This window comes from Kitasatospora sp. NPDC054795 (genome assembly GCF_053611565.1).
The window spans coordinates 12,712-31,560 of the sequence record NZ_JBSHAP010000109.1 but is presented as its reverse complement, the minus strand read 5'-3'; the positions used below and the strand labels follow the sequence as shown (position 1 = coordinate 31,560).

Below are 18,849 nucleotides of genomic sequence, written 5' to 3'. Positions count from 1 at the left end.
CACACCTCCTTCCGACCTCGGAAGGAGGGGTGGCCGCCCGTCGTGCGTGCGCTCCGCGGAGCCCTTCGGCTCAGACCTTGGTGTGGTGGAAGTTCAGGTACGAGCGCGACGGCGTCGGGCCGCGCTGGCCCTGGTAGCGCGAGCCGTAGCGCTCCGAGCCGTACGGGTGCTCCGAGGGCGAGGAGAGCCGGAACAGGCACAGCTGCCCGATCTTCATGCCCGGGTACAGCTTGATCGGCAGCGTCGCGACGTTCGACAGCTCCAGCGTCACGTGGCCGCTGAAGCCGGGGTCGATGAAGCCTGCCGTGGAGTGGGTGAGCAGGCCCAGCCGGCCCAGGCTCGACTTGCCCTCCAGCCGGGACGCGACGTCGTCGGGCAGCGTGATGACCTCGTACGTCGAGGCCAGCACGAACTCGCCGGGGTGCAGGATGAACGCCTCGTCGCCCTCCGGCTCGACCAGCCGGGTCAGGTCCGGCTGCTCCTCCGAGGGGTCGATGTGCGGGTACTTGTGGTTCTCGAACACGCGGAAGAAGCGGTCGAGGCGCACGTCGATACTCGACGGCTGGATCATCGACGGGTCGAACGGGTCGACGACGACCCGGCCCCGGTCGATTTCGGTCCGGATGTCCTTGTCAGAGAGCAGCACGCTTCGAGGTTACGTGCAAGAAAGGGCCCCGGACGAATCCGCCCGGGGCCCGTCCGCCCTTCCGCCGGCCCTCAGGCCAGGAACTCCGCGGCCTCCAGCCGCATCGCCCGCGCCAGTTGCGGCTCCGACAGCTCCCGCACGTCGGCCAGCACCGAACTCCGCAGCCGTCCGCACTGCGGACATCGGATCAACCGCCCGGGGCCGATCCGGCCCGGACCGAGGTTCTGCATCGGGAACGTGGTGGTGCTGAACAGGTGCCCCTCGGCACAACGAACGACGGCGCGCTGCTCCATCGATCCCCTTCCCATCCCTAACCCAGTACTCACCCGTACTCACGTGCCCCGGCGGCCGAGCCCCGGGACAGCGTCATACGAAGGGATGTTCCGGACATTCCTCACCATGGCTCGCCGCCCCGGCCCCACCCAGCGGGGCACTCGCACGCGGCCCAAACAGTACGCCCCCGCACCCGCCCCACCGTGCTCCGCCACGTCCACCGACCCCCTGTGCAACCACCGTCGCAGATGGGGTACAGTGACACTGGATCGAGCGGTCTCTGACGGCTCATCAGGCGGGCGTAGTTTAATGGTAGAACATGAGCTTCCCAAGCTTAGAGCGCGAGTTCGATTCTCGTCGCCCGCTCCAGCAGTAAAGGCCCAGGTCAACGACCTGGGCCTTTCGCATTGTCCGGACCAATCCGCCCCCGTCGTGCCGGATCCGTGCCGGAAGCCGGGGAGGCGCCGGCCGGGTCGACTTCGCCAAGGCCACCCTCACCCGGGTCGACCTGCGCGGGGCGCCCGCGCTGGGCATCGTCTCCGGAGCCGAATCCCTCAAGGGTGCCGTCGTCAGCACCCCCCAGCTGCTCGGCCTCGCCCCGCCCTCGCCCAGCACGTCGGTCTCACCGTGAACGACAACTGACGCCTCCGGGTGATCCGCCCCGCCCCGCCCCGAGCCGCTCCTGCGGCTCGGCCGGACCGGAGCCGAGGAACGGGTGACTCTCCGCGCGCCGACGCCCTGGCGCGCTGATCGGTTTCACCGGGTGGACGGTGTGGTTGCCCACGCGGTGACCACCGGGGTGCGGGCGCGGGTACTACACCTGGGCGTGGGCCTGGATCAGGCCGAACCTGCCGCTGGTCCGCCACGGCTCCCCCGTGGCGTCCAGTCCGGCGACCACCGTTGCGCTGAGGCCGACGATGACGTCCGACTTCAGCGTGCGCAGGGCCGCCACCGGGGACGGGAAGCAACCGGCTCGTTCGGCGAACGGCGTTGTGGCGTCCCAGAGCTGGTCCCCCACGAGGCGGCGGTAGTTGAGGTCGCCCTTGGTGATCGTCAGGGCGGCGTCGGAGAGGTCGGTCCTGAGGTCGGCGGGCATGTCGTGGAACGGCAGCGGAGCGCAGAAGAACGGGTGCGTGCGGACCGTGAGGGTGCCGCTGTTCATCGCGTGCCGGAGCCGACGGCCGATCAGTTCGGCTTCCCGGTCCGGGGCGCGGCGGAGTCGGTCGACGGTCGCGAGGACGTCCGCCGTGGTCGCGTCCGAGACGTAGTAGGGGTAGGGCTTGACGTACAGGACGAGCTCGGCGGCGAGCCCGCTCGTGAGGAGGTGGTCGATCAGGACGAGATCGGGCAGCAGTTCCCGGCCGGCGTTGTCCGCGATGACGCAGACCCTCGCGTCGCGTGCGGCGGCGAGGGTGGACCACAGCAGCGGGCTGTCGTCGGCGATCAGGGCGGGGGGCGGGGCGTCGTCGGTCGAGGCGGTGATCCGGAAGCCGAGGTCCGCCCGGTTGCCCCAGAGCGCCGACGAGAGCAGCACCTCGCCCCGCTTCTCGGCGGACAGGGCGGGCAACTCGCTGAGGGCTGCCAGCTCGGCGTCGACGGCCGGGCCGGCCAGTTCGGCGTCCTTGAACGGCGCGAACGGGTCGATGCCCTGCCAAGTCCCGGGTCGGAAGTAGCCGGTGGCTTCCAGCAGCCTGCGGTAGAAGTAGCTCTCGGCCCACAGGAACGGCGCCTCGCCCCACGGCTGCCCGAACAAGCCCTCGCCCCACTCCAGCCACTGCCGGTGATCGTGGGCGTTCTCGCCGAGCGGTTCCAGTACCCCGCTGGTGCTCTCGGCGAGGAGGTCCTCGATCGCTGCCCGCTCGGTGGGCCCGTACGGCAGAGCGTCGAGCACCTGTTGGACGAGCTTCGGGTGCCGCTCGTGGAAGACGCCCCAGGCGAAGGAGCCGGGGGTGTCGCTCAGGATCGCGGGTGCGGTGGGCATGTTCAGACTCGTCCTTCTCATCGTCGGCCGTCGTCAGGGTTCGTCGGCGGGTCGGCGTCGGCGTGGTCAATGGTCGGCCCGTCGTTCGGGGTGGTCAGTGGGGGAGGGCCCAGGCGGGGGTCCAGGTGTCCGGGGCGGCGGGGTCCGCGGGGGTGGCCGCGAGGTGGGCGCGGAGCGTGGGCAGCGCCGGGTGGGGGTTGTCGCGGTGCCAGAGGAGGGAGTGGGGGTAGACGGGCGTCGGGTCGGTCACCGGGATGCGGCGCAGGCCGTGGCCGGCGGGCCAGACGAGGCGGGTCCGCTCGCTCATGAAGGTGGCCAGGGCCGGGGTGTCGGCGATGGTGTCGAGGAGCACGTCGGAGCCGAAGTTGGGGCCGGTGGCCTCGATGGTGAGGCCGAACTCGGCGACCAGGTCGGCGTAGTAGGCGCCCCACTCGGTGCCGGGGGCGATGCCGGGCATCCAGATCCGGTGGCCGACCAGTTCGGCGACGGTCACGGATCCGGCGTCCGCGAGGGCGTGGTCGGGGCCGGTGAGGAGTTGGAGCGGTTCGTCGAGCACCCGGACGGACTCGATGTCCTCGGGCAGGGGCCTGCCGGGCGCGGCGACGGCGCGGAAGGACGCGTCGATCGTGCCGGAGCGGATGGCGGCGACGGCGGTGTCGATGTCGAACAGCATCAGCACGTCGAGGTCGATGTCGGGGTGGCTGCGGTGGAAGCCGCGCATCAGGCCCGAGACCGCGCCGCGTGAGTTGATCACGTCGACCCGCAGCGGGCGGCGGCCGGCGCGCACGGACGCGACCGCCCGCTCGGCGACCCGCAGCAGCTCGCGGGCGTGGGGCAGGAACGCCTGCCCGTCGATGGTCAGTTCGGCGCCGCGCGGGGTGCGGGTGAACAGCCGCACCCCGAGGTCGCGCTCCAGTGCGGCGACGCGCTTGGAGACGGCCTGCTGGGTGACGGACAGGTCGACGGCGGCCTTCTGGAACTGGCCGGCCTCCGCGATGGCGGCGAAGGTGCGTACTGCTTCGAGGTCCACGCGGCCCACTTTAGGGAACAACCAGAGGTTGTGCGGAGCGGGTGAATCGGTTGTTTGACCTGCCGTAGTGGCGACCGATTGGCTCTCACCGGTCAACCCCGGTTTGTTCAGCCGGGGTCGGGACGTCGAGGGGAGCGCATCGCGCATGACGGGCGGGAAACGACTGGGCCGGCGGTTCGGATGGCTGTGGGCGGCGTACGCGGCGAGCGCGTACGGGTCCGGACTGGGGTTCGGGGCACTGCCGCTGATCGCCGTCCTGGTGCTGCACGCCGGGCCCGCCGAGGTGTCCGCGCTGTCCGCGGTGGGGCCCGCGGTGGGTGCGCTGGTCGCGGTGCCGCTCGCGCCGTGGGTGGAGTTCCGGCGCAAGCGGCCGGTCATGATCGCGACGGACCTGATCCGGTTCGCGGCCATGGCGACGATCCCGGTGGCCTACGCCTTCGGGTGGCTCGGCTTCGTCCAGCTGCTCGCGGTCTCGATCGTGATCGCCGCGGCCAAGATCGCGTTCGGCGCGGCCAGCGGGGCCTACCTCAAGGCGCTCGTCCGGCCGGAGGACCTGCTCGTGGCCAACGCGCGCTTCGAGTCCACGAATTGGAGCTCCATCGCGATCGGGCCGCCGCTCGGCGGGGCGGCGATCGGCTGGTTCGGGCCGGTCACCACCGTGGTGGCCGACGCGCTCGGCTACCTGCTCTCCGCGCTGGGCATCATCGCGATCCGCGACCGGGAGGAGCCGCCCGTCCGGGCCGGCGGGAACCCGGCCCGGAACGGCGGGAGCCCGCTCCGGGCCGGCGCGGTGCTCGACGGCTGGCGACACATCCTGGGCGACCCCGGTCTGCGGGCGCTCTACCTCAACAACATGCTCGTCGCCGGTCTGATCATGGCCACCGAGCCGGTGCTCGCCGTCCTTCTCCTGCGCCAACTCCACTTCGCTCCTTGGGAGTACGGCCTCGCCTTCGCCGCCCCCTGCCTCGGCGGGCTGATCGGCTCCCGGCTGGCCCGGCGGGTCGTGGAGCGCCACGGGCGGGACCGGGTCTTCCGGGTCGTCGGCACCCTGCGGGCCGTCTGGCTGATCGGTCTGGCCTTCGTCCGCCCCGGCGTGGTCGGGCTCGTCACCGTGATGGCCGTCGAGCTGGCGATCATCATCAACATGAGCCTGTTCAACCCGGTGCTCGCCACCTACCGGCTCGAACGCACGCCCGAGCACCTCGTCGCCCGCACCCTGTCGGCCTGGTCGATCGGCCAGCAGGCGTCCATCGCCGTCTGCACCGCGCTCGGCGGGCTGCTCGCCGACGCCACCGGCCCGCGCACCGCCCTCACGGTCGCGGGACTGCTCATCCTCGCCACCCCCTTCCTGCTTCCCCGACCCGACCGGACGCGGCCGGACGCCGTACCGGACACCCCGCCGGCCGCACCATCCGTACGGAGGACACCCGCATGAGCACAGACCGGGCACTCGATCCCGCGCACACCGCCCTCCTCGTCCTGGACTGCCAGCCCGCGATCCTGGCCGCGCTGCCCGGGGACGGGGACAGCGAGGCCCTGCTCGGCCGGGTGGCCGGGGCGATCGCCGACGTCCGCGCCGAGGGCGGCACCATCGCCCACGTGCGCGTCGGCTTCACCGAGGCCGACTGGGACGCCGTCCCGGCCGCCAACACCACCTTCGCGCCGCTGGCCCGGCACCGCGCCATGCACCACGAGGACCCGGCGGCCGCCGTCCACGAGCACCTGGCGCCCGGGGACGGCGACATCCTCGTGCGCAAGACCCGCTACGGGGCCCTGTCCACCACCGACCTCGACCGGCAGCTGCGCGAGCGCGGCATCACCACGCTGGTCGTCTGCGGCCTCGCTACCGGCGGCGCCGTCCTGTCCACCGTCCTCGACGCGGCCGACCGCGACTACCGGCTCCTCGTCCTGTCCGACGGCGTCGCCGACCCGGACCCGGAGGTCCACGACGTCCTGCTCCGCCGGGTCCTCCCCTCCCGGGCCGACGTCGTCGACACCGCCGGGCTGCGCGCCCTGCTCCGGGGCGACTGACGGGCCCGAACCCGTCCCGTCCCCGGCCGCCCGACAGAAGCCCGCCGACGTCCGCCGACGGCCGACGGCCGACAGCCGCAGGCCGACCGGCCCGCGGCTGTCGTGCGGCGTCCGGGTGGGCCGGAGCCGGCGGTGGTTCAGCGGCGGGCGGCGAGGCCCTCCAGGGCGGGGACCAGGGCGGCCGGGGTGGGCAGGGCGGCGTTGTCGGCCTGCAGGCGGTGGGCGGCGTCGCGCAGCGCGGCGTCGGTGAGGACGCGGGTGAGCAGCGGGGTGTCGACGGCGTCGGAGGTGGAGCTCAGGGCGGCGCCGGTGGCGGTGATGGCGTCGGCGTTGAGGAAGTGGTCCGCGCCCTGGGGGAGCAGCAGCTGGGGCAGGCCCGCCTGGAGGGCGGTCAGCATGGTGCCCGAGCCGCCGTGGTGGATCAGCGCGTCGGCGCGGCCGAGCAGTTCGTTGAGCGGGACCCAGGGCAGGCCGCGGACGTTGGCGGGCAGGGTGCCGAGCGGGGCGAGGTCGGCGCTGCCGACCGCGAGCAGGAAGTCGGCGTCGACCTCGGCCGCCGCCTCGACCAGGCGGACCACCGCGCGGACGCCGTCGAGTTCGGCGAGCACGGTGCCCAGGGTGACGACCGCCCGCGGGCGGTCGGCCTTGCGGAGGAACTCGGCCGGGACGATGCCGCCGCCGTTGTACGGGACGTAGCGCGTCGGCAGGCCGTCCGGGTCGCCGCCGAGCGGGCCGACGTTGAGTACCGCGGCGATGCCCGGGCCGGTCAGGCCGCGCTCCTCGTACAGGTCGGACACGTGCGAGGCCACCAGCTCGGCCATGGGAGCGCCGGGGCTGGCACCGAAGTTCTGCACCACCGACGGGATCTTGAGCTGGGCGGCGACCAGCGGGGCGGCGGCCGCGAAGGAGTCGTGGACGATCAGGTCGGCGCCCCAGTCGGTGGCAGCCGCCAGCAGGCCGTCCACGTCGGGACGGGAGGCGCGCGCGAACATCGCGGCCGCCATGTCGAGGATCTCGTCCTGGGTCCTGTTCTGGTTGACGTACTCGACCTTGCCGCCGAGAGCCTCCTCGATGATCTCCCGCAGGCTCCGGCCGTCGCCGATCTGGACGACGGGGAAGCCCGCGGACCGGATCAGCTCGACCGGCTGTCCGACGGCGAACAGGACCTCGTGCCCGACGGCGCGCAGCGCCTGGGCGGTGGGCACCATCGGGTAGAGGTGACCGGCCGCGGTGGGGCCGGTGAAGAGTATGCGCATGGCGGTCTCCTTGCGAATGTTGCTGACAAGGCAGTCTCACCTTTGAAGTTGACGTTCAGTCAATTTGATAAGGATCGCCATGCGCGGTAATCGGCCTTTCTGGAGCGGGGCTTGCCTCTCGGGCAATGGTGTGCTCCGCGCGCCGGTCGCCCGGGCCGTGCGCGCCCGCCGGACGCACCGGCCGTGCGCCGCCGCCCGCTCTCTCCCGGCGGTCGGTCGTGCGGCGGTCGGTTGTACGGCGACCGGTGGTGCGGCGGCCGGTGGTGCGGCGGCCGGTGGCGCGACAGCCGGTCGCGCGGCGGTCGGTCACGCGGCCGCGAGGAAGTCCCGGACGGTGCCGGTGAACGCCTCGGTCTCCTCGGCGAGCACGATGTGGCCGGTGTCGAACTCGGCGTAGGCGCTGCCGGGCAGGGCGGTGTGCAGCCGGCGGGCGTTCTCCACCGGGACGGTGGCGTCCTGGGTGCAGCCGATCACCAGGGCGGGCGCCTGGACGCGCGGGAGCAGCGGGCCGAGGTCCAGTCCGAGGTTGAGGGCGATGTGCCGCAGGGTGCCCGGAGTCGGCTGCATGTAGGCGGTGTTGGCCTGGACGGCGGTGCGCCCGATCCGGTCGAGGAAGCCGCGGCTGAAGGCGGTGAGGGTGGCGTAGCCGCCGAATGCGGCGGGGTGGTCGGCGAGCGAGAGCCAGGTGGCCATGGAGAGCCGCAGGTACTCGTCCTGTTCCGCGCTGATCCAGCCGGCGGCGGCGATCAGCCGGCGGACCCGCTCGGGGTGCAGGGCGGCGGTCGCGGTGGCGACGACGGCGCCGAGCGAGAAGCCGAGGATGTCGGCGGGGCCGCGGCCGGCGTCCTCGATCACGGCGGCGACCTGGGCGGCCAGCGCCTCCAGGGTGAGCGGGGCGCCGTCGTCGTCGGCGGCCTCGCTGCCGGAGAGGTCGGGCAGCAGCACGGTGCAACGGTCGGTGAAGGCGTCCAGCAAGCCGTCCCACATGGCCGAGCCGGGGCCGGTGCCGTGCACCAGGACGAGGGTGTCGGGGCCGTCGCCGACGACGCGGTAGGGGATGCGGGCGGTGCCGACGGTGATGACGGGCATGGCGGGTCCTCTCGACGGGGGGTGGACGGTGGGTCGGAAGACGTGCGGTGAGCGGCCGGACGGCGGTTTCGGCCCAGCGGCTCGGCACGAGAAGTAAACTACACGGTGCAGATCAGTGGTTCAACTGCACCGTACAGTGCACTTTGAGGGTGTGGGAACGGTGAGGGATGGAACCGGGAGGGGAACTGTCCGTACCCGCCCGCCGTCCAAGCAGTGACGGAATGCCTGCCCGGGTTGAACACCGGGAGGAGTACGGAGGGCCCTGTGCAGTCAGGTGGTGCCGAGCTGAACGTCGGATGCCCGGGCGGCGGCCCCGGAGGCGCGAGGGTCGCGCGGGTCCGGCGGTCCGGGTCCGGGTCGGGGGCGGGGGCGGAGCCCGGGGTGACGGTCGATCAACTCGACGCCGCCGAGCACTGCGAGACGCTGCTCCAGGACACCCTGGACGCCGTCCGTCCGGCGCCGGTCTGGCAGGGTTCGCCCGCACGGGCGGGCGCGCGGCTGCCGCTGCCGGGGCGCGAGTCGGAGCTGCTCTGGTACGTCACCCGGGGCCGGGACCTCCTCACCGTCGTCTCGCTGCCCCGGCGGGCGGTGCTGGCGGACGTGGTGGAGCGGCACTGGCGGCGGCGCGGCTGGACGATCACCTCGCTGAACGCCGGCCAGGAGCGCCCGGGCGTCGCCGCGACCACCCCGGACGGCTACCGGCTGGCACTGCGCTTCGGCGAGTCGGGCGAGGCCGGGCTGACCGCGAGTTCGCCCGGAGTGGCCCGCTCGGAGCGGGGCCCGGTGCTGTCCGGGAGCGTCGACCACTGCGCGCCGCCGCTGCCGTACGTCCGCTGTCCGTACTGGAGCGCCCTGGCGTAGGTGTCGGAGCGCGCCGGAACGCGCCGGGGGGCCGGAGGTGCTGGTGGAAGGGGACCGGGGGAGGCGTGGAGCGAGTCCCCCCGGACCCGCTCCACGCCGCCTCGTCGCGCGGCTTCGGCGCTGCCGCTCCCCCCGACACCCCGGGCAAACCCGCCGTTCCCCCCTGGCCACACCCTCCGGCGAGAGCGGTCCGCACAGGCCCCGGCGAGCCCCCACCCCCCGGGGACATCGTTGATCTCAAACTAACAAACCGCGTGGTTGGTTTGTCAATAGCGAAATCCACGAAACATCCACATTGTGGCTAGGCCCTCGGCGGAACCCGAAAAGGCCTCGGACCAGGGAGTTGTGGCCGATCCGGGACGGCCGGCGCCCGAGCCGCCCGCACCGGGCCGGTGGAGCTCACGGGCGGGCACCGGCTCGGAATCCGACATTCCGAGCATCATGGCAGCACGCAGTGACACCGGGCGGGCGCCCAGCGCAGCCGGGAGAAACGGAGAACCGGGGAGCGGGGAGCGGGGGCGGGCGGCCTCAGCGCAGCAGCCGGCGCTCCTTCGCCACCGCCACCGCGCCCGCCCGGGTGTCCACGCCCAACTTGTCGTAGATCCGGCCGAGGTGCGTCTTCACCGTGGCCTCGCTGATGAACAGCGCCCGGGCGATCTCCCGGTTGCCCAGCCCCTGCGCCAGCTGTTCGAGGATGTCCTGCTCGCGCTCGGTGAGCTGCGGTGAGGGCGCCCGCATCTGCGCCATCACCCTGGAGGCGACCGGCGGCGAGAGCACCGTGCGGCCCCGCGCGGCCGCGTGCACGGCGGCGAACAGCTCCTCCGGCCGTTCGGCCTTCAGCAGGTAGCCGGTGGCGCCGGCGGCGATGGCCCGGGTGATGTCGGCGTCCGTGTCATAGGTGGTGAGCACCAGGACGTGCGGTCCGCCCGGGGCGGCGGTGATCCGCCGGGTGGCCTCCACCCCGTCGATGCCGTCGCCGAGTTGGAGGTCCATCAGCACGACCTGCGGCGCCAGCCGGGCAGCCAGCGCCACGGCCTCCTCCCCGGTGCTCGCCTCGCCGACCACCTCGATGTCGCCGGCGCTCGCCAGCAACGCCAGCAGCCCGGCCCGCACCACGGCGTGGTCGTCGCAGACCAGCAGGCGGACCGGGGTCGTCCGGACGGGAGTCGTGCTCATCTCTGCTCCAAGGTCATGGCTGCTCCGGGCCGGTCGCCGCCGCGCCGGGTGCACGGGCGCTCCGCACTCATCGCTGCGTCAGGGGAATCGCGGCGGAGACGACGGTGCCCTCACCGGGCGTGCTCTCCACGGTCAGCCTGCCACCCAGCTGCCGCAGCCGGGCCCGCATCGCCGGCAGGCCGTACCCGCGCCCGCCCCCGGGGCCGTACCCGCGCCCGCCCCCGGGGCCGTACCCGCGCCCGTCCCCGGGGCCGGCCGCGTCCGGGTCGAAGCCCTGTCCGTCGTCGGCGATGTCCAGCACGGCCTGGTCGCCGAGGAAGGACAGCGTGATCGCGGCGGCCGAAGCCCCGGCGTGCTCGCGGACGTTGGCCAGTGCGCCCTGGGCGATCCGCAGCAGCGCGGACTGCGCGGCCGTGGGCAGCGGCACCGGTGTGCCGTCCAGGTGGAAGCGGACCGGCAGCCCGCTCTCGGTGGACTCCCGTTCGGCCAGCGACCGCAGTGCCCGGTCGAGGGTGCGGCCGTCGGACAGCTCCACCGGGGCGAGGTCGTGGACGAAGCGGCGGGCCTCGGCCAGGTTCCGGGCCGCCACCTCGGCGGCGGTGCGGACGTGGGTGCGGGCGGTCGCCGGGTGGGTGTCCCAGGTGCGCTCGGCGGCCTGGAGCAGCATCTGCTGACTGGACAGGCCCTGCGCCAGGGTGTCGTGGATCTCCATCGCCAGCCGCTCGCGCTCGGCCAGGGTGCCCTCCCGCCGCTCGGTGGCGGCGAGTTCGCGCCGGGTGCGGACCAGATCGGCGATCAGCGCGCGCTGCCGGGCGGCCTGCCGGGCCATGACGAGGAAGACGCCGGTGGCGAGCCCGGCCACCGCGGGCGGCAGCAGGACCAGCGTGGCGTCGGTGCCGCCGGGCAGCCGGATCTCGGCGATCACCACCAGCAGGGTCAGCGCCCCGACCAGCGGGATGGCCGCCCTGGCCGGCAGCACCCGCAGCACGCTGTAGATCAGCGGGACGGCGCACCAGGCGAAGCTCGGCGCGAGCAGCACCAGCACCACCCAGAGGGCCACCACCAGGGCCAGCGGCCACCGGCGGGGCCGGCCCGGGGCGGGCGGACGGCGGTGGTCGAGCCAGGACCCGGCCGGCCGGGCGACCGCGAGGGCCGCGCTCAGCCCGATCACCCAGGGGGCCTGTGGGGTGCCGGAGTGGTGGCTGAGGTAGCGGTTGAGCGAGGCGGCGAGCAGCAGCAGGAAGGCGGAGTCCAGCAGCAGTGCCAACCGGCCCGCGTCCGGGTCACCGGTGTCACGGGTGCCGAGGGTGTCGCCGGTGCCGAGGGCGGCGCGGCGGTCGGCGCCGGTGCGGTCCGCAGCGCCGCGGCCGGCGGTCGGGCGGGGCTGCTGCACGGGTGGCTCCTGGCTGAACGGGTGGTGCGGGCGCGGTCGGCGCCGGCCCGGACCGGCCTGCACCGGCCCGTACCGTCGCGGCCCGGACCCGCACCGACCTGCGTCGATCCCTCGATGGTGACCCGTCCGGCCCGGGGCCGCATCAGCCGATCGGTCGACCCCGGCGTCCACCATCATGCCCGGACGTCCGCGCCGGACCGTCGATGTGGCGGCGCCTTCCCCGGGCGGAGGATCGAAGCACGCCGCCGGGCGATCCCCCCAACGGCCCGGCGGCCCCCGAACCCCGGCCACACCCCACCCCGCCACACCCACCCCGCAGAACCGCTGAGGAGCTGGACCATGAAGAAGACCTCCGTGCGCACCCGGGTGCTGACCGGCACCGTCGCCGCCGCCGCGCTCGCCGCCGCCACCGTGGGCGCCGTCTCGGCGAGCGCCGAGTCCACCGACACCCCGGCCGTCCCGGCGGCGGCGAAGGCCGACACCCAGAACAAGAACCTGGCCGCGAGCAGCGGCCTGACCATCGACGCCGCCACCCGCGCCGCCCAGGCCGCCCTGGACGCGGCCACCAAGGCCGGCCAGCACGTGTCGGTCGCGGTCGTCGACCGCGACGGCGTCACCCGGGTGCTGCTGAAGGGCGACGGCGCCGGCCCGCAGGCCCCGGTCTCGGCCGAGCGCAAGGCCTTCACCGCGGTGTCCTGGAACGCCCCGACCTCGGAGCTGGCCAAGCGGCTGGCCCAGGCCCCGAACCTGAAGGACATCCCGGGCACCCTGTTCCTGGCCGGCGGTGCCCCGATCCAGTCGAAGGGCGCTCCGATCGCGGCCGTCGGCGTCGCGGGTGCGCCCAGCGGCGACCTGGACGAGCAGTTCGCGCAGGCCGGCGTCGCCGAGCTGGCGAAGTGACGTGAGCCCGGCCGCCGGACCGCCCCGCGCGAGGGGAGGGCCGGCGGCCGGGTCATGGTCTCGTTCGGGTGAACACCGGGAGGGTCGCCGCAGAACACGGGATGACCCTTCGAAAAGCCGGTGCCACTGTCAGTGGCGCGTGGCAGGCTTCCCGGTATGACGGCGTGGACCCTCAACGACATCGAACGTGCGATCCGCTCCTCCTGGGGTGTCGACACCTGTGCGCCCGAGGATCTGGCCCACTGGCGTCCCGACAATCCCGCCCGCGGCCAGTGCGGGGTGACGGCGATGGTGGTGCACGACCTGCTCGGCGGCGAGCTCATGATGGGCGAGGTGTACGTCGACGGGGTGCGGACGGACCTCCACTGGTGGAACCGTTTCGCCACCGGCTTCGAGATCGACCTCACCCGTGAGCAGTTCGGGCCGGACGAACTGGTCGGCCCCGGCCGCCCGGTGGCCCGGCCGGCCCGCCCCGGCCGGCTCCAGGCCCAGTACGAGCTGCTGCGCGGCCGGGTGGTCGCCGAACTGGAGCGCGGGGCGGCCGACGACCGCACCCCGATGCCGGCCCGCGCCTGCGCGTGAGCCGCTGCCCGGCCGCGGGTGCGCCGCCCGGGTCACCGGTCGGCCCGCGGGCGTTCTGACGTACAGTCGGTCGTGCACGAGCAGGTGCGGCGACGGGAGTGCGGGGATGACCGGGCGGACGATCGGCTTCGTGGGGCTGGGCTCGATGGGGCGCGGCATGGCCGGCAGCCTGCTGCGGGCCGGCCACACCGTACGGGTCTGGAACCGCTCGCCCGGGCCGGTGGCCGCCATGGTGGCCGAGGGCGCGGAGGCGGCCGACTCGCTCGCCGAGGTGTTCGCCGCCGACACGGTGGTCTCCATGCTCGCCAACGACACGGCGGTCGAGCAGCTGCTCGACCCCGCGCTGCTGGCCGGCGCCGCGGCGACCCTGCACGTCAACATGGCCACCGTCTCGCTCGCCCTCGCCGAGCGGGCCGAGGAGCGGTACGCCGAGCACGGCATCGGCTACGTCGCCGCGCCCGTCCTCGGCCGTCCGCCGGTCGCGGCGGAGGGGCGGCTGAACATCCTGGTCGCGGGCGCGCCCGAACTGCTGGAACGGGCCGAGCCGCTGTTCGCCGCGATGGGCGAGCGCACCTGGCACTTCGGTGAGAGCCCCCGGCAGGCCAACACGGCCAAGATCAGCACCAACTTCCTGATCGCCTGCGCGATCGAGTCGATGGCCGAGGCGTGCAGTCTGGCCGAGGCGCACGGCGTCCGGCCGACCGACCTGGTGGAGATGCTCAGCGGGACGCTCTTCCCCGGGCCGATCCACAGCGGCTACGGCTCGATGGTGGCCGAGCGCCGCTACGAGCCGGCGGGGTTCCGGCTGCCGCTCGGACTCAAGGACGTCGGCCTCGCGCTGGAGGCGGGGGCCGCGCGCAACGTTCCGCTGCCGTTCGGCAGCATCCTGCGGGACGCCTTCCTGGACGCGCTGGCCCACGGCGACGGGGACAAGGACTGGGCGGCCGTCGCGGCCGTCGCCCGCCGCCGGGCCGGACTGCCCGCCTGACCGTCGGCCGGGCCGGCCCGCGCCAGGTGCTCCCGCCCGCGCTTTGGCATGGGCGCGGAATAAACCGGCGTTCGGGGGCTGCTCACTCGTGCGTCCGCACCGTACGCACGACGGAGGAGTCCTGATGGCCGATCGGCCGTCCGGCGCCGAGGCGCCGCGCCGTTTCCTGTTCCTCGACGCCAGCGCGCGCGCCGACGGCAACTCGGCCCGGCTCGCCCGGCTGGCCGCAGGGTCGAGCCTGCCGGCCGGTGCCGAGCAGCGTTGGCTGCGCCTCGACGAGCACCCGCTGCCGCCCTTCCGGGACCTGCGGCACACCGGCGACGGCAGCTACCCCGAGCCGGCCGGCCACGAGCGGACGCTGCTGGACGCCACCCTGGCGGCCACCGACCTGGTCTTCGTCGCGCCGCTGTACTGGTACTCGCTGCCGACCAGCGCCAAGCTCTACCTCGACCACTGGTCGGCCTGGATGCGGGTGCCCGGGGTGAACCTCAAGGCCCGGCTGGGCGGCGGCACGCTCTGGGGCGTCACCGCCCTCGCTACCGAGGACGACAAGGCCGAGCCGCTGATCGGCACCCTCCGGCTGACCGCCGAGTACATGGGGATGCGCTGGGGCGGGGTGCTGCTCGGCAACGGCAGCCGCCCGGGCGAGGTGCTGGACGACGAGCGGGCGGTGATCGCGGCCAAGTCGTTTTTCGCGGGCTGAACCCCGGGCCGGGTCCGCCCGGACAGTGCGGCTCCGGCAGCTCCGGCAGCTCCGGCAGCTCCGGCGGCCCCGGCGGACCGGGCGTCGCGCCCGTCCGCCCCCGCCGCCGGGGCCGTGCGCTACCGTCTTTCGGACGTGTACCCGTCACGCGGTACCCCGGAGGTCGACCCGGGGCAAGGCGCAAAAGCCTTATGAGTGGCCAGAGTTGGATGATTCGGGCACTCCGCCCCCGGGTTCGATTCGTAGCGTGCCACCCGGCTTCCGGACCGGTCGGGTCGTTCGGTACTCTCCGTCGGACTTTCAGCTTCGCGGGGGGTACGTGGCGTCTCCGGCCGCCCCCTCGCGCCCCGGGCCTCGCCCGGACACTTCCGTGAGGTCTCCTTGTCCATACGTCGCAGTTTTGCCCTTGCCGGAGCCGTCGCGCTCGCGTCCTCGCTCGTCCTGGCCGGCGCCCAGGGCGCCATGGCCGTCGGCGCCACCGGCACCCCGTCCGCCGTCGCGCAGCAGGCCGACAAGGCGTCGCGCGCGAGCCTCGACCTCTCGCTGAACGGCGTGCCCGGCACCTTCATCGCCGGCGGTGACGCCCGCGAGTTCACCTTCAAGGTCGACAACAGGACGAAGCACGACTTCGTCTTCATCCCGCTGCTCAAGTTCAAGAACAAGGCGGGCTCGCTCCAGGCGAAGGACCTCAAGGTCCAGTACCGGCTCCCCGGGGGTGAGTGGCAGACCGCCGTGGTCGCCCCCGACCAGAGCGGGGAGAAGAACGACTCCGTCCTGATGATGCTCGGCACCCTCGACGGGGCCGGCAACCCGGTCGCCGACGACCTGCTCGGGGTGAACCGCGGCAAGAACGTCCCGATCAAGGTCCGGGCGTCCTTCACCGACGGTGCCCCGCTCGGCCGGGCCGGCGTCGTCCCGGTCGTCTTCGCCGCCGAGCTCGACGACTCCAGCCACCAGCCGGTCGACAACGGCCACCTCAGCTGCGAAGGCGGCGTGGGCTTCGTCATCAAGGCGCACGGCGGCGGCAAGCCGTCCCCGACGCCCACCGCGTCGCAGACCGGCAAGCCCAGCCCGACCCCGACCCAGACGGGCAAGCCCAGCCCGACCGCGAGCAGCTCCTCGTCGGCCACCGCGACCGCCACGCCGACGGAGAAGCCGACCGAGACGCCCACCGGCAAGCCGACCGAGAAGCCCACCGAGAAGCCCACCGAGAAGCCGACCACCCCGGCCACCGGCGAGCCCTCCGGCTCGGCCACCGCCCCGGCCCCGGCCGAGAGCAGCGGCGACACCGCCGGCCCGATCGACTTCCCGGTCGTGCCCCCGGTCATCACCCCGCCGCCGCTGACCCCGGCCGCCGTCGACAAGGCCAAGGCCGCCGCGGACGGCAGCGACAAGGCCCTGGCCCAGACCGGTGGCGGTGACAACACCACCGCCATCGCGGCCGCCGGCGGCGCCGTCCTGGCGGCCGGTGTCGGCACCCTCGTGGTGCTGCGCCGCCGCAAGTCCGCCCAGCAGGGCTGACCCGGAACGCACCGACGCCCGGGAGGGCCGGGCCGCGGCTCATGCCGGCCCGGCCCTCCCGGCGTTCCCGGGCGGTGTCCCCTCCCGGCCCGGCCCTCCCGGCGTTTCCCGGGCACGCTCGCTCCCGTCGTTCCGGGCGCGTCCCCGGAGCCTCCCGCGCCGCCCGCACCGTCCCGTCGGACGGATCCGCGGGCGGCGCGGACGGTTCTCCTCCGTCACATAGGATGTCCGGCCGGAGGGGGGGCGGAACGGCGGGGAGAGGACAGGTGCGGACAGCACGCACGGCACGGGCCACCACCGACTACGAGGCGGCGACCGGGCGGATCGCCGGGTTGCCGCTGCGCAGGCACCACGTCCTGCTGGCCGCCTGGACGGTGCTCTGGTTCCTCCTGGTCGAGCCCAGCGGCGGCTTCTCCTGGCACTACCTGCGCCAGGGCGAGCAACTGCTCTTCAGCGATCAGCCCGACGGCGGCCTGTCGCTCTACGCCCGCCACCCGGAGCTCCAGATCGGCCCGGTGAGCCTGGCCGCGGCAAGGCTCACCGCCCCGTTCGCACCGCACACCGGCGAGCTGATCGCCGAGGCGGTGAGCGCCGGGCTGGGCCTGGTGATGCTGGTCGTGGTCGGCCGCACCGCCGCCCTGTACTACCTCGGCACCGGGATCAACCACCGGCGGCTCCAGCAGCGGCTGCTGATCGCCGGGCTGGCGTTCATCCCGATGTGGGTCGAGGTCTCGGTCCGCTTCGCGCACCTGGACGACGTCCTCGCGCTGTTCTTCACCACCCTCGCCGCGCACGCCCTGGCCCGCGGCAAGCCCGTCCAGGTCGCGGTGCTCCTGGCCCTGGCGGTGGACTCCAAGCCCTGGGCGATCGCCTTCGCTCCGCTGATCCTGGCGCTGCCCCGGCCCGCCTGGCTGCGCACCGCGCTCTGGTTCTGCGCCCTGGTGGCGATCGCCTGGCTGCCGTTCTACCTGGGCAACCTGGACACCATGGCGGCCGCCAAGTTCACCATCCCGAACCAGCCCGCCTCCGCGCTGCGCTGGTTCGGGGTCACCGACCCGGCCACCCCCTGGTGGGACCGGCCGACCCAGTTCGCGCTCGGCATCGGGCTCGGCTGCGTCGCCGTTTGGCGCGGCCGCTGGCCGGCCGTGGTGCTGCTGGGTGCGGACGCCCGCGTCCTGCTCGACCCGAGCGTCTACACCTACTACACGGCCTCGATCCTGCTCGGCACCCTGCTCTGGGACGCGGTGGGGCAGAAGCGGCTCGTCCCGTGGTGGAGCTGGATCGCGCTGGCCGCGCTGTACGGCGGCACGCTGTTCCTCCCGTCGGACGCGGCCCGCGGCTTCGTCCGGCTCGCCTTCGTGGTGGTCTCCGCCGCGTACGTGCTGTTCTGGCCCGCGCAGCGGTCCCGCCGGCCGCGGTCCGGTGCGCCGGGCGATGGCGACGGCGACGGCGACGGCGGTGCCATCGGCCGCCGGGGCGGGCGACGGCGCGTGCGGGTGCCGGCCGGCACCGGGGTCTGACGCGGGAGGGCCCGCCCTCGTTCACCGCTTGACCCTCACGCGACGTGAGAGCCGAGGGTGGTGGTCAGCACCAGGGAGGAACTCCGATGACCAGTGAGGGCTACTCGGTCGGCGTCGTGGCGAAGATCGCCAAGGTGACCGTCCGCACCCTGCACCACTACGACGGGATCGGTCTGCTGTCCCCGGCCGGCCGTACCCGGTCGGGCTACCGCCGGTACACGGACGCCGACCTCGACCGGCTGCAGCAGATCCTCTTCTACCGAGAACTCGGGTTCCCCCTGGAGGAGATCGCGGCGATCCTGGACGACGACTCGGTCAGCCCGACCGAACACCTCCGGCGGCAGCACCGGCTGCTCACCGACCGGATCAGTCACCTCCAGGAACTCGCCTCAGCCGTCGAACACGCCATGGAGGCACGGAGAATGGGCATTCAGCTGACCCCGGAGGAGAAGTTCGAGATCTTCGGCGAGGACTACCAGGAGGACTGGGAGCAGGAGGCCGAGCAGCGGTGGGGCGACACCGCGGCCTGGGCCGAGTCGCAGCGCCGCACCGGCGGCTACTCCAAGGCCGACTGGCAGCGGATCCAGGCCGAAATGACCGGGCTCAACGACCGCCTGGCCGAGGCGCTCACCGCCGGCGAGCCCGCCGACGGCCCGGTGGCCACGGACCTCGCCGAGGAGCACCGGCAGCACATCTGCCGGAACTTCTACGACTGCACGTACACCATCCACCGCGGCCTGGCCGGGCTGTACGTCTCCGACCCGCGCTGGACCGACGTCTACGAGAAGATCGCGCCGGGCCTGGCCCAGTGGCTGCACGACGCCGTCCTCGCCAACGCCGACCGGCGCGAGGAGAAGCGCGCGGGGCAGTAGGCCGCGCGCGCCCGGGCCATCCCGCGC

18 protein-coding genes and 1 tRNA gene are annotated in these 18,849 nt (G+C 73.9%); 11 read left to right on the top strand and 8 right to left on the bottom strand.

Going from position 1 to position 18,849, the window contains the following annotated elements; all coding sequences use genetic code 11:
- Positions 1–70: 70 nt before the first annotated feature.
- Together dcd and ACWGJO_RS31270 are read right to left on the bottom strand one after the other, a co-directional pair.
- Positions 71–646, bottom strand: coding sequence for a dCTP deaminase (dcd, locus tag ACWGJO_RS31275; RefSeq protein WP_380548121.1), 576 nt, complete (start codon positions 644–646; stop codon positions 71–73).
- 71 nt (positions 647–717) lie between these two features.
- Positions 718–939 (bottom strand): hypothetical protein, encoded by a 222-nt coding sequence (locus tag ACWGJO_RS31270; RefSeq protein ID WP_380351225.1) that lies wholly within the window; start codon positions 937–939, stop codon positions 718–720.
- A gap of 275 nt (positions 940–1,214) precedes the next feature.
- On the opposite strand from ACWGJO_RS31270, the gene ACWGJO_RS31265 reads away from it, so the two are divergent.
- Positions 1,215–1,288: transfer RNA gene (locus ACWGJO_RS31265), tRNA-Gly, on the top strand.
- 445 nt (positions 1,289–1,733) lie between these two features.
- Here ACWGJO_RS31265 and ACWGJO_RS31260 read toward each other — a convergent pair.
- Together ACWGJO_RS31260 and ACWGJO_RS31255 are read right to left on the bottom strand one after the other, a co-directional pair.
- Positions 1,734–2,900 carry a damage-control phosphatase ARMT1 family protein gene (locus tag ACWGJO_RS31260; RefSeq protein ID WP_452188865.1) on the bottom strand — a complete coding sequence of 389 codons (1,167 nt, stop codon included), beginning with the start codon at positions 2,898–2,900 and terminating at the stop codon, positions 1,734–1,736.
- A 94-nt stretch (positions 2,901–2,994) separates the two neighbouring features.
- Positions 2,995–3,930, bottom strand: coding sequence for a LysR family transcriptional regulator (locus ACWGJO_RS31255; RefSeq protein ID WP_452188863.1), 936 nt, complete (start codon positions 3,928–3,930; stop codon positions 2,995–2,997).
- Positions 3,931–4,075: 145 nt separating this feature from the next.
- On the opposite strand from ACWGJO_RS31255, the gene ACWGJO_RS31250 reads away from it, so the two are divergent.
- Together ACWGJO_RS31250 and ACWGJO_RS31245 are read left to right on the top strand one after the other, a co-directional pair.
- Positions 4,076–5,365, top strand: a complete 1,290-nt coding sequence (locus tag ACWGJO_RS31250; RefSeq protein ID WP_452188861.1) for an MFS transporter — start codon at positions 4,076–4,078, stop codon at positions 5,363–5,365.
- A complete protein-coding gene (locus tag ACWGJO_RS31245) occupies positions 5,362–5,961 on the top strand; it encodes a cysteine hydrolase family protein (RefSeq protein WP_452188859.1) in 600 nt (199 codons plus the stop codon). Before ACWGJO_RS31250 ends, ACWGJO_RS31245 begins: the two co-directional genes overlap by 4 nt.
- A 137-nt stretch (positions 5,962–6,098) precedes the next feature.
- Here ACWGJO_RS31245 and ACWGJO_RS31240 read toward each other — a convergent pair whose 3' ends face one another.
- Both ACWGJO_RS31240 and ACWGJO_RS31235 read right to left on the bottom strand, forming a co-directional pair.
- Entirely contained in the window at positions 6,099–7,217 is a 1,119-nt protein-coding gene (locus ACWGJO_RS31240) for a glycosyltransferase (protein ID WP_452188857.1), read from the bottom strand.
- A 306-nt stretch (positions 7,218–7,523) separates the two neighbouring features.
- A complete protein-coding gene (locus ACWGJO_RS31235) occupies positions 7,524–8,306 on the bottom strand; it encodes an alpha/beta fold hydrolase (RefSeq protein WP_452188855.1) in 783 nt (260 codons plus the stop codon).
- Positions 8,307–8,687: 381 nt separating this feature from the next.
- On the opposite strand from ACWGJO_RS31235, the gene ACWGJO_RS31230 reads away from it, so the two are divergent.
- Positions 8,688–9,167 carry a hypothetical protein gene (locus ACWGJO_RS31230; protein ID WP_452188853.1) on the top strand — a complete coding sequence of 160 codons (480 nt, stop codon included), beginning with the start codon at positions 8,688–8,690 and terminating at the stop codon, positions 9,165–9,167.
- Positions 9,168–9,695: 528 nt separating this feature from the next.
- Here the strand turns inward: ACWGJO_RS31230 and ACWGJO_RS31225 are convergent.
- Positions 9,696–10,343: a response regulator gene (locus ACWGJO_RS31225; protein WP_380549859.1), complete on the bottom strand. Its 648-nt coding sequence runs from the start codon at positions 10,341–10,343 to the stop codon at positions 9,696–9,698.
- Between the two features lie 67 nt (positions 10,344–10,410).
- On the bottom strand, positions 10,411–11,736 hold the full coding sequence (locus ACWGJO_RS31220) for a sensor histidine kinase (protein WP_452188851.1): 1,326 nt from the start codon (positions 11,734–11,736) through the stop codon (positions 10,411–10,413).
- A gap of 339 nt (positions 11,737–12,075) precedes the next feature.
- On the opposite strand from ACWGJO_RS31220, the gene ACWGJO_RS31215 reads away from it, so the two are divergent.
- The 7 genes from ACWGJO_RS31215 to ACWGJO_RS31185 all read left to right on the top strand — a co-directional run bounded on the left by ACWGJO_RS31215 (position 12,076) and on the right by ACWGJO_RS31185 (position 18,822).
- The gene (locus tag ACWGJO_RS31215; protein WP_359897773.1) at positions 12,076–12,636 is read left to right on the top strand and encodes a GlcG/HbpS family heme-binding protein; all 561 of its coding nucleotides are present in this window, start codon (positions 12,076–12,078) and stop codon (positions 12,634–12,636) included.
- A 156-nt stretch (positions 12,637–12,792) separates the two neighbouring features.
- The gene (locus tag ACWGJO_RS31210) at positions 12,793–13,218 is read left to right on the top strand and encodes a YunG family protein (protein ID WP_387691430.1); all 426 of its coding nucleotides are present in this window, start codon (positions 12,793–12,795) and stop codon (positions 13,216–13,218) included.
- A gap of 106 nt (positions 13,219–13,324) precedes the next feature.
- Entirely contained in the window at positions 13,325–14,206 is an 882-nt protein-coding gene (locus tag ACWGJO_RS31205; RefSeq protein WP_452188849.1) for an NAD(P)-dependent oxidoreductase, read from the top strand.
- A 124-nt stretch (positions 14,207–14,330) separates the two neighbouring features.
- Positions 14,331–14,909 carry a flavodoxin family protein gene (locus tag ACWGJO_RS31200; RefSeq protein ID WP_452188847.1) on the top strand — a complete coding sequence of 193 codons (579 nt, stop codon included), beginning with the start codon at positions 14,331–14,333 and terminating at the stop codon, positions 14,907–14,909.
- A 381-nt stretch (positions 14,910–15,290) separates the two neighbouring features.
- Entirely contained in the window at positions 15,291–16,430 is a 1,140-nt protein-coding gene (locus ACWGJO_RS31195) for an LPXTG cell wall anchor domain-containing protein (protein WP_452188845.1), read from the top strand.
- 266 nt (positions 16,431–16,696) lie between these two features.
- On the top strand, positions 16,697–17,950 hold the full coding sequence (locus ACWGJO_RS31190; RefSeq protein WP_452188843.1) for a hypothetical protein: 1,254 nt from the start codon (positions 16,697–16,699) through the stop codon (positions 17,948–17,950).
- An 86-nt stretch (positions 17,951–18,036) separates the two neighbouring features.
- Positions 18,037–18,822 (top strand): MerR family transcriptional regulator, encoded by a 786-nt coding sequence (locus tag ACWGJO_RS31185; RefSeq protein WP_452188841.1) that lies wholly within the window; start codon positions 18,037–18,039, stop codon positions 18,820–18,822.
- Positions 18,823–18,849 lie beyond the last annotated feature (27 nt).

Bases quoted from the DNA above. Each gene is read 5' to 3' on its own strand.
- ACWGJO_RS31185 (WP_452188841.1), top strand. From the start codon at position 18,037: ATGACCAGTGAGGGCTACTCGGTCGGCGTCGTGGCGAAGATCGCCAAG.
- ACWGJO_RS31215 (WP_359897773.1), top strand. From the start codon at position 12,076: ATGAAGAAGACCTCCGTGCGCACCCGGGTGCTGACCGGCACCGTCGCC.
- ACWGJO_RS31225 (WP_380549859.1), bottom strand. From the start codon at position 10,343: ATGAGCACGACTCCCGTCCGGACGACCCCGGTCCGCCTGCTGGTCTGC.
- ACWGJO_RS31260 (WP_452188865.1), bottom strand. From the start codon at position 2,900: ATGCCCACCGCACCCGCGATCCTGAGCGACACCCCCGGCTCCTTCGCC.
- ACWGJO_RS31240 (WP_452188857.1), bottom strand. From the start codon at position 7,217: ATGCGCATACTCTTCACCGGCCCCACCGCGGCCGGTCACCTCTACCCG.
- ACWGJO_RS31245 (WP_452188859.1), top strand. From the start codon at position 5,362: ATGAGCACAGACCGGGCACTCGATCCCGCGCACACCGCCCTCCTCGTC.
- ACWGJO_RS31270 (WP_380351225.1), bottom strand. From the start codon at position 939: ATGGAGCAGCGCGCCGTCGTTCGTTGTGCCGAGGGGCACCTGTTCAGC.
- ACWGJO_RS31235 (WP_452188855.1), bottom strand. From the start codon at position 8,306: ATGCCCGTCATCACCGTCGGCACCGCCCGCATCCCCTACCGCGTCGTC.
- ACWGJO_RS31250 (WP_452188861.1), top strand. From the start codon at position 4,076: ATGACGGGCGGGAAACGACTGGGCCGGCGGTTCGGATGGCTGTGGGCG.
- ACWGJO_RS31200 (WP_452188847.1), top strand. From the start codon at position 14,331: ATGGCCGATCGGCCGTCCGGCGCCGAGGCGCCGCGCCGTTTCCTGTTC.
- ACWGJO_RS31210 (WP_387691430.1), top strand. From the start codon at position 12,793: ATGACGGCGTGGACCCTCAACGACATCGAACGTGCGATCCGCTCCTCC.
- ACWGJO_RS31205 (WP_452188849.1), top strand. From the start codon at position 13,325: ATGACCGGGCGGACGATCGGCTTCGTGGGGCTGGGCTCGATGGGGCGC.